This window comes from Bradyrhizobium sp. LA2.1 (assembly GCF_040547725.1).
Taxonomy (GTDB): domain Bacteria; phylum Pseudomonadota; class Alphaproteobacteria; order Rhizobiales; family Xanthobacteraceae; genus Bradyrhizobium; species Bradyrhizobium barranii.
Genome location: NZ_JBEPQI010000030.1, coordinates 50149 through 69723 on the forward strand (window position 1 = coordinate 50149; position 19575 = coordinate 69723).

Below are 19575 nucleotides of genomic sequence, written 5' to 3' on the forward strand. Positions count from 1 at the left end.
ATCCTATTGCCCCAGCCGTTCGATCAGGGCCGGTGCGTGCACCTGGTCGGCCTTGTAGTTGCCGGTCAGGGTGTACATCACGATGTTGGCGCCGGCGCGGTAGGCGAATTCGCGCTGGCGGGCGTCGCCGCCGGACATCGGCAGCATGAACTGACCGTCGAGCCGCTGCGCCCAGGCGCCGGCCAGATCGTTCGAGGTGATGATGATGGGCGAGACGCCGTCGCCGCCGCGGGCCGGCCGCTGCGCGCTGTCGTCGTCCTCGTCGCGCGGCAAGGCCTCGACCCAGGTCTGGCCGGTGCTGAAACGGCCCGGGAAGTCGCGCAACAGATAAAAAGTCTTGGTCAGCACGTGCTCGCGCGGCACCGGTTCGAGCTCGGGCACGTCGAGCGACGACAGGATCTCGCGCAGCGTCTGCATGCCCGGGGTCTGTGCGGCGCCGTTCTCGCCGGGCGGCGCTTCGATCGCGTCGCGGGTGTCGAATAGCACGGTGCCACCCTGCTTCATGTAGGCGTCGATCTTGTTGATGGCATCCTGCGGCGGCTTGGGCGCGCCCGGCACGATCGGCCAGTAGATCAGTGGGAAGAAGGCGAGCTCGTCGCGTCCGGGATCGATGCCGACGGGATCGCCGGCCTCCAGCGCGGTGCGCTGCGCAAGGAATTGCGTCAGACCGGACATGCCGGCCTTGACGATGGAATCGACGTCGGCATTGCCGGTGACGACATAGGCGAGGCGGGTTTGCGACACCGCCTTCATGGCGAACTCGTCGGACGCGCCATCGGCGCGCGACGGCGCGGGCGCAAGCGACACCAGGCCTGCAAGCGCCAGCCCGACGACGATCATGGCTGTCGCGGCGCGCCGGCGCAGCAGCGCGGCGATGCCGCCGCCGAGCACCGCGACGATGATGGCGTCGATCAGGAACAGCGCGAGCGCCGTCGACAGCAGCCAGCCGCGCAGGTCGCGCGGTTCGGCATTGGTGTAGGTCGCGTGCCGGGCGCGCAGGCCTGCGGTGCTCAGCGCGGCGATGCGGTCGGAAGCTGCGAGCGTATTCACGGCGAGCGGTCCTTCTGCCGGACCATAGAAGCCGGGCGGATGATCAGGCGTAGCGCGGTCGCGATAATCCGCGGGCAGCGGCTTTGCGGTGGCCGGCGGCGGACCGAACGCGCCGAAGCCGTCGAGGATGTGCAGCGGCGCCACCGTCTCGGTGCTCGCCTCGGCCGCGACCCCGGGCCCGGGCTTGGCGGTGTAGCCGGACATGTCGACGACCCGGCGCAGCATTTCGACGAAGGTGCCCGACATCGGCAGGTCAGACCAGCGCATGTCGGCGCTGACGTGGAACAGGCTGACCAGGCCCTTGCCGCGATGCTCGCCGGTGACGAGCGGCGTGCCGTCTTCCAGCGAGGCCCAGCTCTTGGTGGCGAGCACCGCGTCGGGCTCGGCCAGCACTTGGCGGTTCACGGTGACGTCCTTGGGGACTGCGACGCCGGCGAACGGGCCGTTCGCCGCGAAGGCGGCGAGATGCTGCGGCTTCTCCCAGGTCAGGCTGCCGCCGAGCGTGCGGCCGCCCTTGCGCAGCTTGACCGGCACGAGATCGTCCTCGGCCTGCGCGAGCCTTGGACCGGCGAAGCGCACCAGCACGCCGCCCTGGTCGATCCAGGCGTTGAGGCGCTCGCGGATTTCAGGGGCGACGGTGCCGACATCGGCGAGGATGATCATCGGCAGCTTCTGGTCGAGGAATTGGGTGATGCCCTGCTGCGGCGAGCCCCGGTCGGCGAGCCGCACGTCGGCGAACGGCGCCAGCGCACGGGTCAGGTAGAAGGTCGGCGCCAGCAGCGGCTGCGCGGTCTCGCTGGTCGTGCCGGTGACGATGCCGATGGCGCGGCGGCGCCACCGCTTGTCGAGCAGTTGCACCGCGCCGGCCGAACGCTCGCCTGATATATCGAGCCGCGTGATGTCGTTGCGCAGCTCGACCGGCAGGTCGAACGAGGCTTCGGTTTCCTTGTCCTGCGGGCCGAACGAATAACGCGCTTCGCCGATCGGCGAGGACTTCTGGTCCAGCGCGCGCACGGTGCCGACGGCGATGCCGCTGTCGGTGCGCAGCACCTTCACCGTCATCTTGGCGGCGGCGTTCTCGGCGGCGACGAGCGCCAGCGGGGAAGACGTGCCGCCTTCGAACACCGTCAGGCTGCGATCTCCGATGGTCTTGCCCAGGCCCTGCACGAAATCCTCGCCGCGGCCGGTGTCGACGCCATCCGACAGCCAGGCGATCTCGCAGTCGCCGGTGGCCTTCAGGAAACGGTCGATGGCGGTCAGGGTTTCAACGCGATCGATCGAGTAGGGCTTCGGCGCGAGCTGGCGCAGTGCGACGCGCGCCGCACCCGCCGGCATCAGGGTGATGTCGCGGTTCGGCTCGGACAGCGGCACCAGCGCGATGGCGCGGCGGTCGTTGTCGGCATTGGCGATCAGCTCGTCGGCGGCCCTGACCCTGACATCCCAGTGCGATGCGGCGCTCCAGCCGTCGTCGAACATGATCATCAGCGGCGCCTTGCTGCCGGCCGCGCCGGTCTGCGGATTCCAGATCGGGCCGGCGGCGGCGAAAATGACGAGGGCCGCAGCCAAAAGCCGCAGCGCGGTCAGCCACCACGGCGTCCGTGAGGGCGTCTCTTCGCGAGGTGCGATGTCGAACAGCAGGCGCGTCGGCGGAAACTCGATGCGGCGCGGCCGCGGCGGCATCACGCGCAGCAGCCACCACAGCACCGGCAGGCTGACGAGGCCGATCAGGAGCAGCGGTTCGGTGAAGGCGAGCGGCAATCCCATCATGCGGCCGGCCCCACCTTGATCGTCGTGGTGCGGGTGCCCGATTTGCTCACCTGCATGCCGGCATGCAGGAACAGCAAGAGCTCGGCGGCGGAGCGGTCGGTCGCATGGGTCGTGAACAGCCAGTTGAGTCTGCTGGTCTCGGCGCGGATCTGGTCGCGGTGCAGCGCGAGCCGCGCGGTGTAGTCCTGTGCCCAGCTCTCGGCGCGGCCCGCCGTGATCACGCCGAAGCCCTCGGGCTCGACGAACTCGACGCGGCCGGAATAAGGGAACGACTCTTCGGCGGGATCGACCACCTGTACCATCGTGCCATGCGCGCCGGAACCGGACAGGCCCGCGAGCGTGGATTTGATCTCCGCGATCGGCGACCAGAAATCCGACAGCACGATGATCTCGGCGAGCGCGGAAGGCACGAAGGACGGCGGCAGGCTCAGCCGGTCGGCATCGTCATGCAGCATCGCCTGCGCCATCTTGTCGATGACGCTGCGGCTCGCGGTCGGCGCCATCAGTCCGGGAATGCCGACGCGTTCGCCGCCCGAGACCAGCAGCTCGGCCAGCGCGAAGGCGACGATCAGCGTCCGCTCGAGCTTGGATTCGCGCGCCTGCTTTGAAGCGAACGCCATCGAGGGCGAGCGGTCGGGCCAGATCCAGACCGTGTGCGAGGCTTCCCATTCGAGCTCGCGCACATAGAGATGGTCGTCACGCGCCGAGCGGCGCCAGTCGACGTTCTGCGCCGGCTCGCCGGAGACGAAGCGGCGGTATTGCCAGAAATTTTCGCCGGAACCGGCGCGGCGCCTTCCGTGCAGGCCGTGGATGACGTTGGCGGCGATACGGCGGGCTTCGAGCACCAGGCGCGGCAGCGAAGCGGCGAGCGTACGGCTTTCGCCATCGGCACGTCGGATCGCGATGATCTCCTTCGCTGTGTGCCCGTTGTCTGCGGCCATCAACCGATCCGAGCCTTCAATTGTTTGATCACGTCCGGAATCGTACGGCCTTCGGCGCGCGCCTGGAACGTCAGCGCCATGCGGTGCTTCAATATGGGCTCGGCAAGGTCGAGCACGTCGTCGATCGAGGGCGCCAGGCGTCCGTCGATCAGCGCGCGTGCGCGCACGGCGAGCATCAAGGATTGGCTGGCGCGCGGGCCGGGACCCCAGGCGATGAACTTGCCGGTCTCGCCGCTCTCCTCGCCCGGACGGGCCGAGCGGACCAGCGACAGGATCGCCTCCACCACAGAATCGCCGACCGGCAGACGGCGGATCAGCCGCTGCGCGGTGATCAGCGCGTCTGCGTTCATCGATCCCTTCGCCAGCGTCTCCTCGGCACCCGTGGTCTCGAACAGGATGCGGCGCTCGGCGTCGCGATCGGGATAGTCGACGTCGATCTCCATCAGGAAGCGGTCGAGCTGGGCTTCCGGCAGCGGATAGGTGCCTTCCTGCTCCAGCGGGTTTTGCGTGGCGAGCACGTGGAACGGCTTCGGCAGGTCGTGACGCGCGCCGGCGACGGTGATGTGCTGCTCCTGCATCGCCTGGAGCAGCGCCGACTGCGTGCGCGGGCTGGCGCGGTTGATCTCGTCAGCCATCAGGAGCTGCGCGAACACGGGACCGGAGATGAAGCGGAAGGAGCGCTTGCCGGCGGTGCTCTCGTCGAGCACTTCGGCGCCGAGAATGTCCGACGGCATCAAATCGGGCGTGAACTGGATGCGCTTGGCGTCGAGACCCAGCGTGATGCCGAGCGTCTCGACCAGCTTGGTCTTGGCGAGGCCGGGCACGCCGATCAACAGCGCATGGCCGCCGGAAAGGATGGTGACGAGCGTGTTCTCGATCACCCGATCCTGGCCGAAGATGACGGACGCGATTGCGTCTTTCGCCGCGCGAATCTGGCTCGACACCTGTTCGGCCGAACGGACGATTCCGTCTTCCAGTTTCTCGACACTTTCCGCCATCCGTCAGCTCCTTAAGTCCGCCACGCGGCCCGCTTGCGTCGTCAGATCATCACAAGTCGCACATGGGCCCTATGCTAGACTTGCAGGAAGGCCATGTATTCGTTGAATTAACCTATCCCCACCTTATCGGCTTAGGGATATGTAGGGCATCACGAAGTGGCGACCTCCACACCGGGTTAATCCGGTGTGGAACCGCGCACCCGGGTACAACGTAAAACCTGCACCAATCGTGCCAACAGACAAAGTCAGGGCAAACCATGGCGAACCAAGGGCAGAGCGCCGATCGAGGTCTTGAGGGGCTGACTGCCGCCGCCAAAAGTGCCGCCAATGCCGAAGGCGCTAAGAAGGGCCTGCCGCCGGTGCATCTGTGGAATCCGCCGTTTTGCGGCGATCTCGACATCCGAATCGCGTCCGACGGTACTTGGTTCTACATGGGCACGCCGATCGGCCGCCCTGCGCTGGTTCGCCTGTTCTCGACGGTCCTGAAGCGCGAAGGCGACAAGCACTTCCTCGTCACGCCTGTGGAGAAGGTCGGCATCCGCGTCGACGACGCGCCGTTCATGGCGGTCGAGATGCAGAAGGACGGCGAGGACAACCATCGCGTGCTCCGCTTCCGCACCAATGTCGACGACTGGGTCACCTGCGATGCCGCGCACCGGCTGCGCTTCGAGCAGGCCAGGGAGGGCGGGCTGACGCCATACCTGCATGTCCGCGCCGATCTCTGGGCCAAGGTCACCCGCGCGCTCTACTACGATCTGGTTGACATGGGTGAGGAGCGGATGGTCGATGGCCAGCCGATGTTCGGCGTCGAGTCGGCCGGCGAATTCTTCGCCATGGCCGACGCGGAGCAGGTGAGGGCCGCACTTTGAACAAGCCTATCCTGAAGAGCGGTCCGGTCGTGATCGGCGCGGCCGATTTCTTCGCCCGATCCCGGGCGAGGCTCGGCTTTGACGTGCCGCCCGCCCTCTACGATCCGAACATCATCCCCGCCTCGGGCGATCCCGGCACCGACAAGATGCTCGAGATCGTCGCGCGCGAGCAGCCAGTGCGGCCGGCTGCGGTCCTGATCGCCGTGGTCGACCGTCCCGAGCCGACCATCCTGCTGACGCAGCGCTCGGCGCATCTCAACGACCATGCCGGCCAGATCGCCTTCCCCGGCGGCAAGATCGACGCGATCGACGCCTCGCCGCTCGATGCGGCTTTGCGCGAGGCCGAGGAGGAGGTCGGCCTGTCCAGAGACTTCGTCGAGCCGATCGGCTACCTCGATCTCTATGGCACCGCTTTCGGCTTCCGCATCCTGCCCACGGTCGCCAAGGTGCGGCCCGGCTTCGAGCTCGCCATCAACCATTCGGAGGTTGATGATGCCTTCGAGGTACCGCTATCCTTCCTGATGAACCCGGTGAACCACCAGGTGCACAGCAAGGAATTCCGCGGCATGGAGCGGTTTTACTACGCGATGCCGTTCGCGGAACGCTACATCTGGGGTGCGACGGCCGGAATGTTGCGTGTGCTGTATGAGCGGATCTACTCATCATGATCCGGCCGATTCTGACCGAGATCGGAATCTTCCTCATCCCCTTTGCCGTCTATGCGCTGTTCCTGGCCGCCACCCGCTCCGGCCTGTTCGCGCGATCGTCCTGGCCGGTCACCGTCGTCGCGCGACTGGTCCTGGCCGCGCTCGTGCTTGTCATCGCGGGGCTGATCGGCTTCGCGCATTTCTCCGGCGCCGCACCGGATTCGACCTACGTTCCCGCCCATATCGAGAACGGCAGGCTCGTGCCGGGCGTGGAAAAATAGGGGCTGGACCATGAGCGCAGAGCCGTTACTCGCCAATGCGCCCTGGCTGACCTCCGGCGGGACGGCGCGCGTCCTGACGCTGCTCAACGGCAACGGCGAGGAAGCGCGCGTGGTCGGCGGCGCCGTGCGCAATGCGTTGCTCGGTCTCGTGCCCGGCGACATCGACATCGCGACCACGGCGCGGCCCGACGAGGTGATGCGGCGCGCCAAGGCTGCCGGCATCAAGAGCGTGCCGACCGGCATCGACCACGGCACCATCACGCTGGTCATCGACGGCACGCCTTACGAAGTCACGACGCTGCGCGAGGACACCGAGACCTTCGGCCGCAAGGCCAAGGTCGCGTTCGGCCGCGACTGGGTGAAGGACGCCGAGCGCCGCGACTTCACCATGAATGGACTTTCGGCCGATGCGATGGGCGTCGTTTACGACTATGTCGGCGGGATCGCGGATGCGGCCGCGCGGCGCGTGCGCTTCATCGGCGACCCCGACCAGCGCATCGCCGAGGATTTCCTGCGCATCCTGCGCTTCTTCCGCATCCACGCCGCCTTCGGGGCCGGCGAGCCCGACCGCGACGGCTATCTCGCCTGCATCCGCGGCCGCGCGGGTCTTGCGAGCCTGTCGGCCGAGCGGGTGCGCATGGAGATGCTGAAGCTGTTGGTCGCTCACGGTGCCTCTGACGCTGCGGTCGCGATGGCGGATGGCGGGTTGCTGCAAGCGCTGAGCGGAGGCGTCGTCTATACCGGGCCGCTGTCGGCCATGATCGCGATCGAGGGCGAGCTTGGCTTGCCGGCAAGCAGCACGCGGCGGCTCGCCGCGCTGACGGTCGCCGTGACCGAAGATGCCAAGCGCGTCGCCACGCGCTTGCGGCTCTCCAATGTAGAAAGCAAGGCGCTGGATTCGATGGGGCATCGCTGGTGGCGCTTCGCCACCAAGGACGAGGCCAATGCGCGACGGTTGCTCTACCGGCTCGGCGCGGAGCGCTATCACGATCGCGTGTTGCTCGGCTGGGCGCGGGCCGGCGGCGACGTCGGATCGTCGCGCTGGCGCGCGCTCGCCGAGTTGCCGCAGCGCTGGATTGCGCCGAAATTTCCGCTTCGCGCCGCCGACTTCATCGCCCGCGGCATGGCCGAAGGACCCGCGCTCGGGCATGTGCTGACGCTTGCCGAGGACGCTTGGCTTGCGGCGGATTTTCCCCTAGAGGAAGCCGCGCTCGCTTCCATCGCCGATCAAGCAGCGGCACGCGTCAGCCGCGATGAGAGAACGTGACCATCGTCTCAGGCTTCGCCGACATCTCGATCCTTCAGCTCCTGCTGGTCGCGTTGATGGCGTTGTTTGCTTCGATCATCGGTGGTCTCGCCGGCTACGGCACCGGCGCCCTGATGCCGCTGGTGCTGGTGCCGCTGGTCGGCGCCGAGCCCGTGGTGCCGATCATCGCGATCTCCGCGATCTTCACCAATTCGAGCCGCGCGCTCGCCTATCTGCGCTATGCCGATCGCCGCCGCGCGCTGATCGTGCTCGCCTGCGCGGCGCTGACGACCGCGCTCGGGGCCTACGGCTACACGCGGCTGACCAATGCGGGCGCCGCGCTCGTGATCGGCTCCATGCTGATCCTGAGCGTGCCCCTGCGCCGCGTGCTCCGCCGCCGCCAGGTCAGGATCGGCGACACCGGCCTTGCGGCCGGCTCGGTCGGCTATGGCGTGCTGGTCGGCGGCACCTCCGGCTCCGGCGTGATCCTGCTCTCGCTGCTGATGGCCGCAGGTCTCGAAGGCGCCGCCGTGATCGCGACCGACGCGATGATCTCGCTCGGCACCGGCCTCATCAAGATCTCGGTGTTCGGGCTGGCCGGCGCCGTCACCGCACAGGTGCTCGCCTTCGCGCTGCTGATCGGCGCGATTGCGATCCCCGGCGCGTTTCTGGCAAAGGCCTTCGTCGAGCGGATGCCGGTGCATATCCACACCGCAATCCTGGATGTGGCGGTGATCGCCGGCGGGCTGGTGATGATCTCGGCGGCGGCAAGGTCGCTGATCGCATAGATGACTCCGGTCCGATTGGCGTTCGCGATGTCCTTTCAAGGACGGACATTCCGTCCCGATGCTCGCACGCCGCCAAATGCTAGTCGAAACGCCCGATCCCGACTGCCGAGGGTTGAAAGATTTCCGCCGATGACGGCCGTGGGCCGGTGGGCCAAGCAGGACGCTTTCTTACAACTGCAATCGGGCATGTCAGGACTGAAATGCTTCAGTAGCACCGTCGAGGCAGGTTTGAGACTTCATATCAACGGAAGCGGGCGCAGGCATGCGCGCGCATCGTGGTCTCGACATGCACGGAGGAAGGTGAGGCATGGGACGATCCAACACAGAGTGCCAATGGCCTGAAAAAAAGTCGCGCAATCGGTCCAGGATTCAGATTGCCTTCCGGGAGATCAGTGCCGTTCTTGTTCTTTTTCCTGCTCTCCTGGGTCTTTCCCTCCCTTCCAGTGCATGGGCGCAGACCGGGACCGACGCGAAGCCGGACCGCATCAAGGCGAATATCTCGAGAGTCGACAGCGCCTTCATTGAAGCCAATACGAAGAGATCCAGGGATTGGCCGACCGTCGGCCTCGACTACGCCGAAACGCGGTTCAGCAAGCTCAATCAGATCAACACTGACAACGTCAGGGATATCGGGCTCGTCTGGAGTTACAATCTGGAATCATCGCGCGGGATCGAGGCAACGCCTCTCGTCGTCGACGGCATCATGTATCAGTCGGCACCCTGGAACGTGGTCCATGCCATTGACGCGCGGACCGGGACAAAAATCTGGTCGTTCGATCCGGGTGTTGACCGGTCGAAGACCTATCGCGGGTGCTGCGACGCTGTCAGCCGTGGCCTCGCACTCTACAAGGGCAAGGTCTTCGAAGCCGCCTATGACGGGCGCCTGATCGCGCTCGATGCCGCGACCGGAGCCAAGCTCTGGGAAACGGACACGCTGATCGATCACGAGCATTCCTACACGATCACCGGCGCGCCGCGGGTCTTCAACGGCAAGGTCGTGATCGGCCAGAGCGGTGCCGAGTATGGTGTGCGCGGCTATGTCACGGCGTACGACAGCGAGACGGGCAAGCAACTCTGGCGCTGGTTCACCGTGCCCGGCGATCCATCGAAGCCATTTGAAGACGCTTCGATGGAAGCCGCGGCGAAGACCTGGGATCCAGCCGGGAAGTATTGGATCAACGGCGGCGGTGGCGCGCCATGGGACTCGATCACGTTCGATCCCGATCTGAACATGGTCTATGTCGGCACTGGCAACGGCGGTCCCTGGAATCGCAAGCTTCGCAGTCCGTCGGGTGGCGACAATCTCTATCTGGGCTCGATCGTCGCGCTCAACGCCGACACGGGCCGGTATATCTGGCACTATCAGGAGACGCCCGGCGACAATTGGGACTATACATCGACCCAGCCGATGATCCTGGCCGACATCAAGATCGACGATGTGCCGCGCAAGGTGATCCTGCACGCGCCGAAAAACGGCTTCTTCTTCGTCATCGATCGCACCAACGGCAAGTTCATCTCGGCGAAGAATTTTGTCGATGTGAATTGGGCGACGGGATACGACGCCAACGGACGGCCGATCGAGCTGCCGGCGGCGCGCGACGCAGATCAATACGAGTCGATTCCGGGACCGGACGGGGCTCACAATTGGCAGCCGATGTCGTTCAATCCGCTGACCGGCCTCGTCTACCTTCCGGCGCAGCACATCCCGGTCAATCTGTCGCCGGAAAAGTCGTTCGTGCAGAATGCTGCTGCGCCGGGCAAGCTCGGCGGCTTGCTGGGCGGGAATATCGGTTTCGTTTTCAACCCTCCGAAGTCGGCCCCATTCGGACGTCTGCTCGCCTGGGATCCGGTGCATCAAAAGGAGGTCTGGCGCGTCGAGCACGTGTCGCCGTGGAACGGCGGGACGCTGACCACCGCCGGCAACCTGGTTTTCCAGGGGACGGCGGATGGCCGCTTCGTCGCTTATGATGCGGCAAACGGAACCAAGCTGTGGGAAATGCCGACCGGCACCGGCGCGGTGGCGGCCGCCGCAACCTACACGGTCGACGACAGGCAATACATCTCGATTGCTGTCGGCTGGGGCGGCTCCTACGGCCTGACGCACCGCGCGACCGAGTACCAGAACCCGGGAACGATCTACACATACGCACTCGGCGGCACGGCGAAGCTGCCAGCGTTCGTCAAATATCAGACCGAAGGTCTGCTGCAGGGCGTGAAGTACGATCCGAAGGACATCAGGGAAGGTGGCGAGATCTATGTCGCGGCAGCCTGCGTCGCCTGCCACGGCGTGCCTGGCGTCGGCCGCGGCGGCAACATCATCAATCTCGGCTACGCCAGCGCCGAAGAGATCACCAATCTGAGGCATATCCTCTTCCACGGTCCATTCCGCGACCAGGGCATGCCGGATTTCAGCGGCAAGTTGACGGAAGGGGACGTCGGGAAACTCCAGGCCTTCATACAGGGAACTGTTGACGCCATCAGACCGAAGAGCAGGTGATGAGCCAGCAGACGCTGCGGCAGCGAGCGGCCCGTTCGACCGTGGCCGCCCGTCACGCGCCTTTGTCGATCTTCACCCAGAGCGCACTGCCGAGCGTCGATGAGTTCCTGGCCGCGTAGGCCCATGCCGGCAAGCGTAATGGTGCAAGCGCAAGTGCGATCACGGCCTGCCCAATCCGCTGCGCTTTGCTTCGCGGCAGGCCGCGCACGAACTCACTGACGCTGCCCGGTTTCTCTGCCCTGCGCAAAAAGCTGTCCACGATGTCTTCCCTGAGGAACTTCAGGAGGTTGAATGGCTCCCGCTCGCAAATGCTCAATTGCAGGCCGTGTCGTCGACATACCGCGTCAAACGCGTCCTTCGTCCAGCGGCCAATGTGGTTCGGCGGCATGTCGATGAGCGATCCGTGGCCCTCCATGTAGTGCGTTCGGATATCATTCGGCACGGCGATGAAGACAGAGCCTTGCGCCTTGAGAAGGTATTTCAATCGCGCGAAGACGTCATCCACCCGGTCCATGTGCTCGAACACCTGAAACATGAAGATGATGTCGAAGGCCTCCTTCATCGGAGTGAAGCCATCCTCCCGAAGGTCGAGCGAAAAGGTCTTGTAGCCTTTCGATCGCAAGGCCTGTTGCGCTGCTTCGTTGTAATCGACCGCGTAAATATCGGACGCGCGAAAGAGTTTGTCCTTGATGTGATCGAGAAAATAGCCAAACCCGGCCCCGACATCGATCGCCGTTTTTCCGGCAGTGCCGAGGCCGTTCAGCTCCTCGATCGTCCTCTCATACTCCCATTTCATGGTTGGATAGGAAGGGTGCGGCGCGGCCAGGTTATAAAACTCGGCGCCACCCGCGACGAACGGATCTGCAAACCCGAATCCGCAATCCGCGCATTTGCGGATATCGCAGGTGTCGCGGCCCCAGAGCAGCGACAGGTGGCTTATTAACTTTCGAGAGCGATCCGGATACTGGCGCGGACTGACGAAGGATCGAGAGGCCTGATCTGCGGTCACTTCAAACAGTTTGGCAGTTGATCCACTGCCGCATGCTGGACAGGTGCTCATCTCTCCTGACCTCATTCAGGTCTTTCGGTGGAAAGTGGTTGCGACCAATTGTCTCGTCATCATTCAAATGAAGGTTGGCGGAGCGCGAGGTCCGGGGCAGTGGACAGGATAGGGGAGGCAGGCCGCTCGCGGCGCGAAGGCGCCTTCGGCTGCGCCGATTTCCTACTGCCAGAATCTGTCACTGGCCTGCGCTAGGTCTTCTTTCAGGGCATTTTTACTGAAAGGAAGACGATGAAAACCCAGAGCAACGGCCAGGCGCTGCAGATCGCCAAGACCTACATCGAGGCCATCGCCAGCAGGAGCGTGGATACGATTACTTCCGTGTCGGCGGACGACGTTGTTTGCACGTCGCCACGCGGGCGGATCGCCGGCATGCAGAAGTTTCGCGAATTCCACGAGGGTTTCGCCCGCATGATCAAGAAGGTCACGGTTCTCGCCGTCTACGGCGACGATGATCAGGCTGTCGTCGTTTACAGCGCGGACACCCATCCGGTTGCCAACGCCGTCGTCGCGGAACTCCTCAAGGTGAAGAACGGCAAGATCGCGTCGACCGAAGTGATCTACGACGCGACTCCGTTCGCCGCCTACACGGCGACCGTCCAACCGCACTAAGGCACGATCGACCATGAAACGGATTCAATATTACAGCTACGGCGGCCCTGAAACGATGAAGCTCGAAGCCTTCGAGCTGAAGGCTCCGGGGACCGGCGAAGTCGCGGTCAAGGTCAAGTTCGCCGCCATCAATCCCATCGATTGGAAGGTGCGCAATGGCTATCTCAAAATGGTGACGGGGAAGAAATTTCCGCGCGCCATGGGCAGCGATTTTTCCGGCGTCGTGACCGCTGTCGGCGCTGGTGTCACGCGCTTCAAAATTGGCGATCCCGTATTCGGCATGTCGCAGATAAAGGATGGTGGCGCGCTTGGCGAAGCCGTCATCGCTCCCCAAACCTTCGTCGCCAGGAGGCCGGATTCAGTCTCGTTCGAGGACGCGGCTTGCCTGGCTACGCCGGGGGTCACCGCATGGAACGGCCTCGTGGACAAGGCTGCCCTGAAATCCGGCGGCCAGGTGTTCATCAACGGCTGCACCGGCGCTGTCGGCGAGGCCACGGTGCAGCTCGCAAAGATGTTCGGGGCGACCGTCGCGGGGACATGCAGTGCGCAGGCGATGCAGCGAGCCCGTGACTTGGACGTCCTGCCTCTCTTCGATTATCGGGCCACCGATCTGTCGAAGATCCGTGAACGCTTCGACGTAGTGTATGACTCGGCGGGAACGATGGCAGTTGCCGCCGGGGTTGGCCTGCTTCGCGAAGGGGGCGTGTATCTCGATATCAATCCAGCGCCAATCAAGTTCATCCGTGCGATCTTCAACCGGAAACTCAAGCCGATCGTCTGCACCGCGCGGGCTGATATCCTTGACGGCCTTGCCGTCGCTTCGGCGAATGGAAAGCTGCGCTTGCCAGTTGCTGAGACCGTGCGTCTGAACGATGCGATCCCGCTCATCGCTGCGCTTGAAGCCGGGCACAAGCTCGCCGGAAAGGCTCTGGTAGCGATGTAAATGCCGTCTGGGCCAGTAAAGCCCCGCCGCCCGTGGCCCGCGATGCCTACTGCCATTTTTTGGCAGGAGTCGTGCTAGACTTGGTCTATGTCGAAGAGCCAACGATTATTCGACCTCATGCAGATCTTGCGGCGGCACCGCACCCCGGTGTCGGGCAACGACCTTGCGGCTGAGGCGGGTGTGTCGTTGCGAACGATTTATCGCGACATCGCCGACTTGCAGGGCTTGGGCGCACAAATCGACGGTGAGCCTGGCTTTGGCTATGTCTTGCAACCCGGCTTCCTCCTTCCTCCCCTGATGTTCTCGGAACAGGAAATCCAAGCCTTGGCGCTGGGCGCCCAATGGGTATCTCGCCAGACCGATGACGAGTTCGCGCTGGCGGCGCGTGACGCGCTCGCTAAAATTGGCGCGGTCCTTCCCTCGGAGCTGCAACACAAGCTGGACGACAGTGCCTTTCACGTAGGGCGCAGGCCGAAGCAACCCGAAGCCGTCGACCTTCGCGTCGTGCGGCAAGCCATGCGCGACCAACACAAGCTTTCCATTGTGTATCGCGACCCGCAAGGCGCGAAGACCACGCGGATCATCTGGCCAATTGGCGTCGGCTTTTTCGATTCCCGGCGCATCATTGCCGGCTGGTGCGAAATGAGGAAAGACTTCCGCTCATTCCGGGCGGATCGGATAGAAAAGATCAAGCTCAGGACGGAACGCTATCCCGGTCGCCGGCGCGATCTCGTCAAGCAATGGCGGGCTCAAGTCGACGCGGAACGTCGCAAGACTCTCGGCTGATCTCACCACCGGGTCCGACGCCGATGCTGGCGAGCTATCACCTGCTGGTGCGCTTCACCATCGCCGGCGTAAGGGCCGCCTGACGCCTTCCGGGGTTAGAGCGGGCGCCGAAAATTACCGCGCCCGCTAGGCTCGAACCTTAGTTCGTGACGGGCGCCGCCTTGCGGACCAACACTTCGTTGCCCGCCCGGCTGATTTCAAGCGCACGTGGCTGCTGGGACGTTGAGAGAACAACGCTTTGGCCTGGCGCAAGAACAGAGACTACGCGGATTGGCGTTCCCGTCTCGCCCTGAGCAAGGGTCGTCACGACATGGAACCCATCGCGCTCAACGGTGTAGTAGGCGACGCCGGACACCCCGCCGAGATCGATGCTCTTTGCCTGAATTGGCCTGAGGCTATCTGCATGAGCGGTTCCAAAGGTGGCTAAGGCTAGTGTGGCGGCCAAAAGGCCACTGCGGATTGACATGTTGATCTCCTTTAGCTGGGCGGTGGGCCACGCCCTCCGTTCCCTTGCCACATAAGATGGACGGCCTATGCTCATTGATCAAACAGATTGGATCGATGATGGGTATCGATGCCGTCAATCTAAGCCATCTCGACCTAAACCTACTGGTTCACCTCGATGCCTTGCTTCGCGAACGTAGCGTCACGCGAGCTGCGGGCCGCGTGGGCATTGGTCAGTCGGCGATGAGCCACAATCTCGCCCGCCTGCGTGACCTGTTCGGCGACGAGCTTCTGACGCGCGGGCCCGACGGCTTGCGCCTCACTCCTCGTGCAGTGATGCTGGTAGAGCCGGTGCGGGCTACGCTGTCTCAAATCCAAACGATTGTCTCACGCGACGACGCATTCGATCCAGCGACGGCAGAGCGGACCTTCAGGTTCGGACTCCCAGACAGCATGGAAATCCTGGTCCTTCCCGCTCTCCTCGCACGCCTGCGCAAGGTTGCGCCTGGCGTCCATCTGCGCCTCTACAACATCGACTCGTCGAGACTTCTGGATGATCTCGATGCCGACGAACTGGACCTCGCTATTGGCTATGACGTCTTTCCTCAGGGCCAGATCCACCACAAGCGGCGTCTGCTGTTCAACGAGAGCTATCTGTGCATGTTCAACGCGGAGATAACGGGCATCACCGACGCCCAAATCTCGCTCGAAGATTATGTGCGGTTACCTCATGTTCTCACGAGCCTGCGGCCGGGCCGGACTGTGCGCGGCGTGGTAGACGACGCCCTTGAGAAACTGGGATTGCGGCGGACGGTTGTCCTGACCACGCCTCGCTTCCTCACTGTCCCTGCCTTGGTGGCACGCGCACCTGTCGTCGTGACAATGCACGCGCGGCTGGCTCGGTTGTTCGCCACAGAACTCAAGCTTAGCCTGAGCCAGCCTCCGGTGGATTTGCAGGACGTAGCTGTTTCACTGCTCTGGCACGCTTCCTACGATCACGATCCATCTCATGCGTGGCTGCGTCAGATCTTGGTGGAATTGGTCTCCGAGCTTTGAGCTGGCCGCTACCCGGCGTGGAGCGGTGCCGACTCCACAGGCCGCATGTCGCCGTTTAGCCCCTTAGCAGACGTTCCAGCGCTCTGGGTCGATGCCGGCTTGTGACCCAAAGCAGAAATCGCCGTTGAAACCAATCATTGCCCGCAATCCATCGGCACCTCACGCTCATGTGTCCCCGGCGAGGCCACCAATTCTATTGAATTACGATCGTAATTTAATATTGTGACCGTAATGGCATCGAGCTGAGCCGCTGTTGGGCGGCGGCCGGGTGCCGCCAAACAGCTCCTAGCGAGGATTTCATGGACGACACGACCACGGCCTCACGCCACGTCGCATCGCGACAAACCACAGATGTCGACTCGCTTGGGCTCGCAACCGCTGCAGCAGCGATTCGCAACGGCGACATCACCTCGGAGGCCTACACCGCGGCGCTCTTACAGCGCGCCCGAGCGCTTGCCGAGCTGAACGCCTTCATCACTATCGACGAGGCCGGGGTGCTCGCGGCCGCGAGGGCCGCAGACAAATCGCGTGCGGCCGGATCGGCGGCCCCGCTCCTTGGCGTGCCGCTTGGGGTGAAGGACAGTTATTTGACGAAAGGGCTACCTACCAGCCTGGGCGTCGAAGGCCTCGCTCACTTCGTGCCGCGCGAAGATGCCGACGCTGTCCGGGCCATTAAGGGGGCAGGCGCCTTGGTCTTCGGCAAGAACAACCTCGTCGAGATGTCATACGGCTTGACTGGTCACAACGCACGTTATGGCCAGGTGAAGAATCCGCACGCACGAGATCGCGTGTCGGGCGGCTCCTCGAGCGGCTCCGCCGCATCCGTGGCCGCCGGCATCGTTCCCGCGTCCTTGGGCGGTGACACCGTTGGGTCCATCCGGGTACCCGCATCGTTCTGTGGGGTCGTGGGCTTCAAGCCAACCACTGGACGTTGGCCACGCGACGGCGTTGCGCCGATCTCCCATACGCTCGATACGACGGGCGTGTTCGCCCGAAACGTCGAGGACTGCATTTTGGTGGATCAGGTCGTGACCGGTGAACAAGCTGCGGAGTTCTCCAACGGCGGCTACGACCTGAAGGGAGTCCGGCTGGCCTTCGCGCCGCGACAGTTCCTGGATCTGGTGGACTCAGAAGTCGAGACCCGCTTCCGCGAGGTGGTTCGGCGCTTGCAGGACGCCGGCGCCGAGATCGTTGAAGTAGATCTTGGCGACGATTTCAATTCCCTCGTCCAAACCGCAACATGGGGCATCTTCGCTCATGAGACGATGGGCGAAATTTCGGAATTTCTTCGCCGCCATGACATTCCGACCACGTTCGAGGCCATTTATGAGGGCCTTAAGCCCCAACTTCGGCAGGCGTGGGGGCACATCGTGCTGCCGGGTGGCGCAGGTGCTACCTCGGCAGAGGCCTATCAGACTGCGCTCGACGTGAGCCGGCCGGAAATCCAGCGCCGACTCAACACGGTGTTCGTCTCTCATGGGGCGCTGGTCATTCTGCAACCGACCACGCCCTGCACGGCGCCTTTGATCGAGGAGCAGGCGACCGTCCATATCGGGGGGCAGGAAGTTAGCTACCTCGCTTTGGCGAACCACACCGTGTCGGCAAGCAGCGTGGGGTTGCCCGGTGTCAGCCTTCCTGTTGGCTTGTCTCGCGCGGGGCTGCCGATTGGGCTTGAGCTGGATGCCCCCTTAGGGAGCGACCGAGGGCTTCTAAACCTTGCCCGCGGCATCGAGGGCATCTTGGGCGCAGAGTCGAGTGCGATCTAACGTCGTGATCGACCAGCATCCGTTTTCAGTCGGTTTGGCCGCGATGATGTCGATCCAGTGGCCTAGCAACTTGATCGCGACCTCCAAGCTTTGCTGGAAGCGGCCGCAGCGTAAGGGCCGCGGGATATTGGAGGAGAGGAGAGAAGATGCGCTTCGAGAAAGGTCATAAGGCGGCGACGCGACGGCACATCATCGATGTGGCGTCGAAGTGCATGCGCCGGAACGGCATCTCCGCCACCGGGATCGCCGGGATCATGGACGAGGCCGGCCTGACCAAAGGCGCATTCTCTCCGCACTTCGAATCCAAAGATGCGCTCGTTCGCGAGGCGCTGGCGAGCGCGCTCGACGACCAGCAACATCGCCTCGATGAGGATCAGCGGAGCGGCCCGGACCTTGAGGGCGCGATCCGGAGATACCTGAACCGTGCTCACCTCGAAGACCCGACGGGCGGATGCCCCTCGGCGGCGTTGCTCCCCGAAATCGCCCGACAGCCCCTGTCCACAAGGAAAGATTACGAGAAGGGGCTGCGAAGCTACGTTGCGACATTGGCCGCACTGCTTCCTGACGCAGATGCATCAGCGAGCCGCCGCCGCGCGACCGCCATCTTCGGCCTCATGGTGGGCACCCTTCAGTTCGCGCGGGCCGTGCCCAACGCTGCGCAGGCGGAGCAGATCCTGGAAGGCGGCGTTGAGGCCGCCTTGCACTTGGCACGAGCTCCCTCTCGCTAGATTAGGAAGCCGGGAGAGGCAGTCCCTCGAGGTCCGCTTCACCAAACAGAGCAGGCACCGCGTCGCATTGTCCGCCGCGAGCAGCGAAGGGCGTCGCCGGCTCCGAGCGCAACGATTGGGCGATCTGATTCGCGCATTCAATCGCGCTTTGATGCTGCTTTGGTTTTGCTTCATATGATTGGCAGGCCGCCAGGGCGGCTCAATAAGGGGGTTTTGAAATGAGGAAGTTTGCACTTGCATTGCTGTCGGCAGTCGCTCTCGGCCCGATCACGGCCCAGGCTGCGGATCTGGCGCCGGTCCGTATGTCGTCGAAGGCTCCCGCTCAGGTGGGCAACTGGACGGGATTCTATATCGGCGGCAACGTTGGTTATGGCTGGGGCAGCTACGGTGCGTCGAACGCCACCGGGACAATCGTGAACTCGAATGGCGGTTCGGGCATCTATGGCTTCAACCCCGTATCCGGCAACGGCAATGGGGTCACCGCCGGTATCCAGGCCGGCTACAACTGGCAGATCGAGCAGACTGTGCTCGGCATCGAGGCTGATTGGCAGTATCTCAATTCAAAGGCCAGCACCGGCAACTCGGCTATTGCTGTTCCCGTCTTCATCGGCGGCAATTTCAGCGGCAGCACGTCCGTCAGCACCGATTGGTATGCGACCTTCCGTGGCCGAGTGGGTTATGCGTTTGGGCCGGCGTTGCTCTACGCGACCGGCGGTATTGCGTTGGCCGATACCAAGGTCAGTGCGAACGCTACGGGCAGTATCGTCACTGCCCTCTTCCCGCCAACCCTGGGACCGCTGGGCTCCATGAGCGCTTCTGACAGCGCCGTCCTGATCGGCTACGCGGTTGGCGGCGGTTTCGAATATGCTCTGGGGGCAGGGTGGTCGGTCAAGGGCGAGTATCTGCACATGGGTTTCGGCACGAAAGGCTACAACTTGACCGGCTCGCTTCAATCGCCGGCCGGGTTGACGGGCGTCATCGCGACTCACGTCGATATCAAGCCGAGCTTCGACATCGCCCGCGTTGGTGTGAACTATCGCTTCTGATCAGCGGATCTGAAGACGTGAAGAAAGGGAGACTTCAGGTCTCCCTTTCT

General features: G+C 64.0%; 18 protein-coding genes. 13 read left to right on the plus strand and 5 right to left on the minus strand.

Translation table 11 applies throughout. The annotated features are described in order from the left end of the window. Nucleotides 1-3 precede the first annotated feature (3 nt). From ABIB95_RS39625 to ABIB95_RS39635, 3 genes are read right to left on the minus strand one after another with little or no spacing between them, the layout of a single operon-like run. Nucleotides 4-2817, minus strand: a complete 2814-nt coding sequence (locus tag ABIB95_RS39625; RefSeq protein ID WP_354248069.1) for a DUF4159 domain-containing protein — start codon at nt 2815-2817, stop codon at nt 4-6. Beyond that, nucleotides 2814-3758: a DUF58 domain-containing protein gene (locus ABIB95_RS39630; protein WP_071916190.1), complete on the minus strand. Its 945-nt coding sequence runs from the start codon at nt 3756-3758 to the stop codon at nt 2814-2816. Before ABIB95_RS39630 ends, ABIB95_RS39625 begins: the two co-directional genes overlap by 4 nt. Continuing rightward, nucleotides 3758-4756 carry an AAA family ATPase gene (locus tag ABIB95_RS39635; RefSeq protein ID WP_071916189.1) on the minus strand — a complete coding sequence of 333 codons (999 nt, stop codon included), beginning with the start codon at nt 4754-4756 and terminating at the stop codon, nt 3758-3760. The genes ABIB95_RS39630 and ABIB95_RS39635 overlap by 1 nt, the downstream gene beginning before the upstream one ends. 257 nt (nt 4757-5013) lie before the next feature. Here ABIB95_RS39635 and ABIB95_RS39640 point away from each other — a divergent pair, with 257 nt between their 5' ends. The 6 genes from ABIB95_RS39640 (at nt 5014) to ABIB95_RS39665 (ending at nt 11084) form a co-directional block, all read left to right on the plus strand. Continuing rightward, nucleotides 5014-5625 carry a DUF1285 domain-containing protein gene (locus ABIB95_RS39640; protein ID WP_208085092.1) on the plus strand — a complete coding sequence of 204 codons (612 nt, stop codon included), beginning with the start codon at nt 5014-5016 and terminating at the stop codon, nt 5623-5625. After that, entirely contained in the window at nt 5622-6293 is a 672-nt protein-coding gene (locus ABIB95_RS39645) for a CoA pyrophosphatase (protein WP_354248072.1), read from the plus strand. The genes ABIB95_RS39640 and ABIB95_RS39645 overlap by 4 nt, the downstream gene beginning before the upstream one ends. Beyond that, nucleotides 6290-6553 (plus strand): DUF6111 family protein, encoded by a 264-nt coding sequence (locus tag ABIB95_RS39650; protein ID WP_028148642.1) that lies wholly within the window; start codon nt 6290-6292, stop codon nt 6551-6553. Before ABIB95_RS39645 ends, ABIB95_RS39650 begins: the two co-directional genes overlap by 4 nt. A 10-nt stretch (nt 6554-6563) precedes the next feature. Beyond that, nucleotides 6564-7820, plus strand: coding sequence for a CCA tRNA nucleotidyltransferase (locus ABIB95_RS39655; protein ID WP_085402508.1), 1257 nt, complete (start codon nt 6564-6566; stop codon nt 7818-7820). Beyond that, entirely contained in the window at nt 7817-8587 is a 771-nt protein-coding gene (locus ABIB95_RS39660) for a sulfite exporter TauE/SafE family protein (RefSeq protein WP_135216919.1), read from the plus strand. The genes ABIB95_RS39655 and ABIB95_RS39660 overlap by 4 nt, the downstream gene beginning before the upstream one ends. Nucleotides 8588-8894: 307 nt before the next feature. Next, entirely contained in the window at nt 8895-11084 is a 2190-nt protein-coding gene (locus ABIB95_RS39665; protein ID WP_354248075.1) for a PQQ-dependent dehydrogenase, methanol/ethanol family, read from the plus strand. 52 nt (nt 11085-11136) lie between these two features. Here the strand turns inward: ABIB95_RS39665 and ABIB95_RS39670 are convergent, their stop codons facing one another. After that, nucleotides 11137-12144: a class I SAM-dependent methyltransferase gene (locus ABIB95_RS39670; protein WP_354248077.1), complete on the minus strand. Its 1008-nt coding sequence runs from the start codon at nt 12142-12144 to the stop codon at nt 11137-11139. 231 nt (nt 12145-12375) lie between these two features. Here ABIB95_RS39670 and ABIB95_RS39675 point away from each other — a divergent pair, with 231 nt between their 5' ends. The 3 genes from ABIB95_RS39675 to ABIB95_RS39685 all read left to right on the plus strand — a co-directional run bounded on the left by ABIB95_RS39675 (nt 12376) and on the right by ABIB95_RS39685 (nt 14485). Beyond that, a complete protein-coding gene (locus tag ABIB95_RS39675) occupies nt 12376-12756 on the plus strand; it encodes a nuclear transport factor 2 family protein (RefSeq protein WP_085402511.1) in 381 nt (126 codons plus the stop codon). A gap of 13 nt (nt 12757-12769) precedes the next feature. Next, the gene (locus tag ABIB95_RS39680) at nt 12770-13699 is read left to right on the plus strand and encodes an NAD(P)-dependent alcohol dehydrogenase (protein ID WP_354248079.1); all 930 of its coding nucleotides are present in this window, start codon (nt 12770-12772) and stop codon (nt 13697-13699) included. 87 nt (nt 13700-13786) lie between these two features. Then, complete coding sequence (locus tag ABIB95_RS39685) at nt 13787-14485, plus strand: helix-turn-helix transcriptional regulator (protein ID WP_085402513.1); 699 nt, start codon at nt 13787-13789, stop codon at nt 14483-14485. Between the two features lie 139 nt (nt 14486-14624). Here the strand turns inward: ABIB95_RS39685 and ABIB95_RS39690 are convergent, their stop codons facing one another. Continuing rightward, the gene (locus tag ABIB95_RS39690; RefSeq protein ID WP_135216923.1) at nt 14625-14951 is read right to left on the minus strand and encodes a hypothetical protein; all 327 of its coding nucleotides are present in this window, start codon (nt 14949-14951) and stop codon (nt 14625-14627) included. A 98-nt stretch (nt 14952-15049) separates the two neighbouring features. Between ABIB95_RS39690 and ABIB95_RS39695 the strand changes: the two genes are divergently transcribed. The 4 genes from ABIB95_RS39695 to ABIB95_RS39710 all read left to right on the plus strand — a co-directional run bounded on the left by ABIB95_RS39695 (nt 15050) and on the right by ABIB95_RS39710 (nt 19525). After that, entirely contained in the window at nt 15050-15985 is a 936-nt protein-coding gene (locus ABIB95_RS39695; protein ID WP_135216926.1) for a LysR family transcriptional regulator, read from the plus strand. Between the two features lie 299 nt (nt 15986-16284). Beyond that, nucleotides 16285-17751, plus strand: a complete 1467-nt coding sequence (locus ABIB95_RS39700) for an amidase family protein (protein WP_354248081.1) — start codon at nt 16285-16287, stop codon at nt 17749-17751. A gap of 146 nt (nt 17752-17897) precedes the next feature. Continuing rightward, the gene (locus ABIB95_RS39705) at nt 17898-18479 is read left to right on the plus strand and encodes a TetR/AcrR family transcriptional regulator (protein ID WP_135216709.1); all 582 of its coding nucleotides are present in this window, start codon (nt 17898-17900) and stop codon (nt 18477-18479) included. Nucleotides 18480-18697: 218 nt separating this feature from the next. Then, nucleotides 18698-19525 (plus strand): outer membrane protein, encoded by an 828-nt coding sequence (locus tag ABIB95_RS39710; protein ID WP_135216710.1) that lies wholly within the window; start codon nt 18698-18700, stop codon nt 19523-19525. Nucleotides 19526-19575: the final 50 nt, after the last annotated feature.

Coding starts and splice junctions, on each gene's coding strand:
- ABIB95_RS39650 (WP_028148642.1), top strand. CDS start 6,290: ATGATCCGGCCGATTCTGACCGAGATCGGAATCTTCCTCATCCCCTTT.
- ABIB95_RS39685 (WP_085402513.1), top strand. CDS start 13,787: ATGTCGAAGAGCCAACGATTATTCGACCTCATGCAGATCTTGCGGCGG.
- ABIB95_RS39665 (WP_354248075.1), top strand. CDS start 8,895: ATGGGACGATCCAACACAGAGTGCCAATGGCCTGAAAAAAAGTCGCGC.
- ABIB95_RS39640 (WP_208085092.1), top strand. CDS start 5,014: ATGGCGAACCAAGGGCAGAGCGCCGATCGAGGTCTTGAGGGGCTGACT.
- ABIB95_RS39670 (WP_354248077.1), bottom strand. CDS start 12,144: ATGAGCACCTGTCCAGCATGCGGCAGTGGATCAACTGCCAAACTGTTT.
- ABIB95_RS39700 (WP_354248081.1), top strand. CDS start 16,285: ATGGACGACACGACCACGGCCTCACGCCACGTCGCATCGCGACAAACC.
- ABIB95_RS39635 (WP_071916189.1), bottom strand. CDS start 4,756: ATGGCGGAAAGTGTCGAGAAACTGGAAGACGGAATCGTCCGTTCGGCC.
- ABIB95_RS39690 (WP_135216923.1), bottom strand. CDS start 14,951: ATGTCAATCCGCAGTGGCCTTTTGGCCGCCACACTAGCCTTAGCCACC.
- ABIB95_RS39675 (WP_085402511.1), top strand. CDS start 12,376: ATGAAAACCCAGAGCAACGGCCAGGCGCTGCAGATCGCCAAGACCTAC.
- ABIB95_RS39630 (WP_071916190.1), bottom strand. CDS start 3,758: ATGGCCGCAGACAACGGGCACACAGCGAAGGAGATCATCGCGATCCGA.
- ABIB95_RS39655 (WP_085402508.1), top strand. CDS start 6,564: ATGAGCGCAGAGCCGTTACTCGCCAATGCGCCCTGGCTGACCTCCGGC.
- ABIB95_RS39680 (WP_354248079.1), top strand. CDS start 12,770: ATGAAACGGATTCAATATTACAGCTACGGCGGCCCTGAAACGATGAAG.
- ABIB95_RS39705 (WP_135216709.1), top strand. CDS start 17,898: ATGCGCTTCGAGAAAGGTCATAAGGCGGCGACGCGACGGCACATCATC.
- ABIB95_RS39625 (WP_354248069.1), bottom strand. CDS start 2,817: ATGATGGGATTGCCGCTCGCCTTCACCGAACCGCTGCTCCTGATCGGC.
- ABIB95_RS39695 (WP_135216926.1), top strand. CDS start 15,050: ATGGGTATCGATGCCGTCAATCTAAGCCATCTCGACCTAAACCTACTG.
- ABIB95_RS39710 (WP_135216710.1), top strand. CDS start 18,698: ATGAGGAAGTTTGCACTTGCATTGCTGTCGGCAGTCGCTCTCGGCCCG.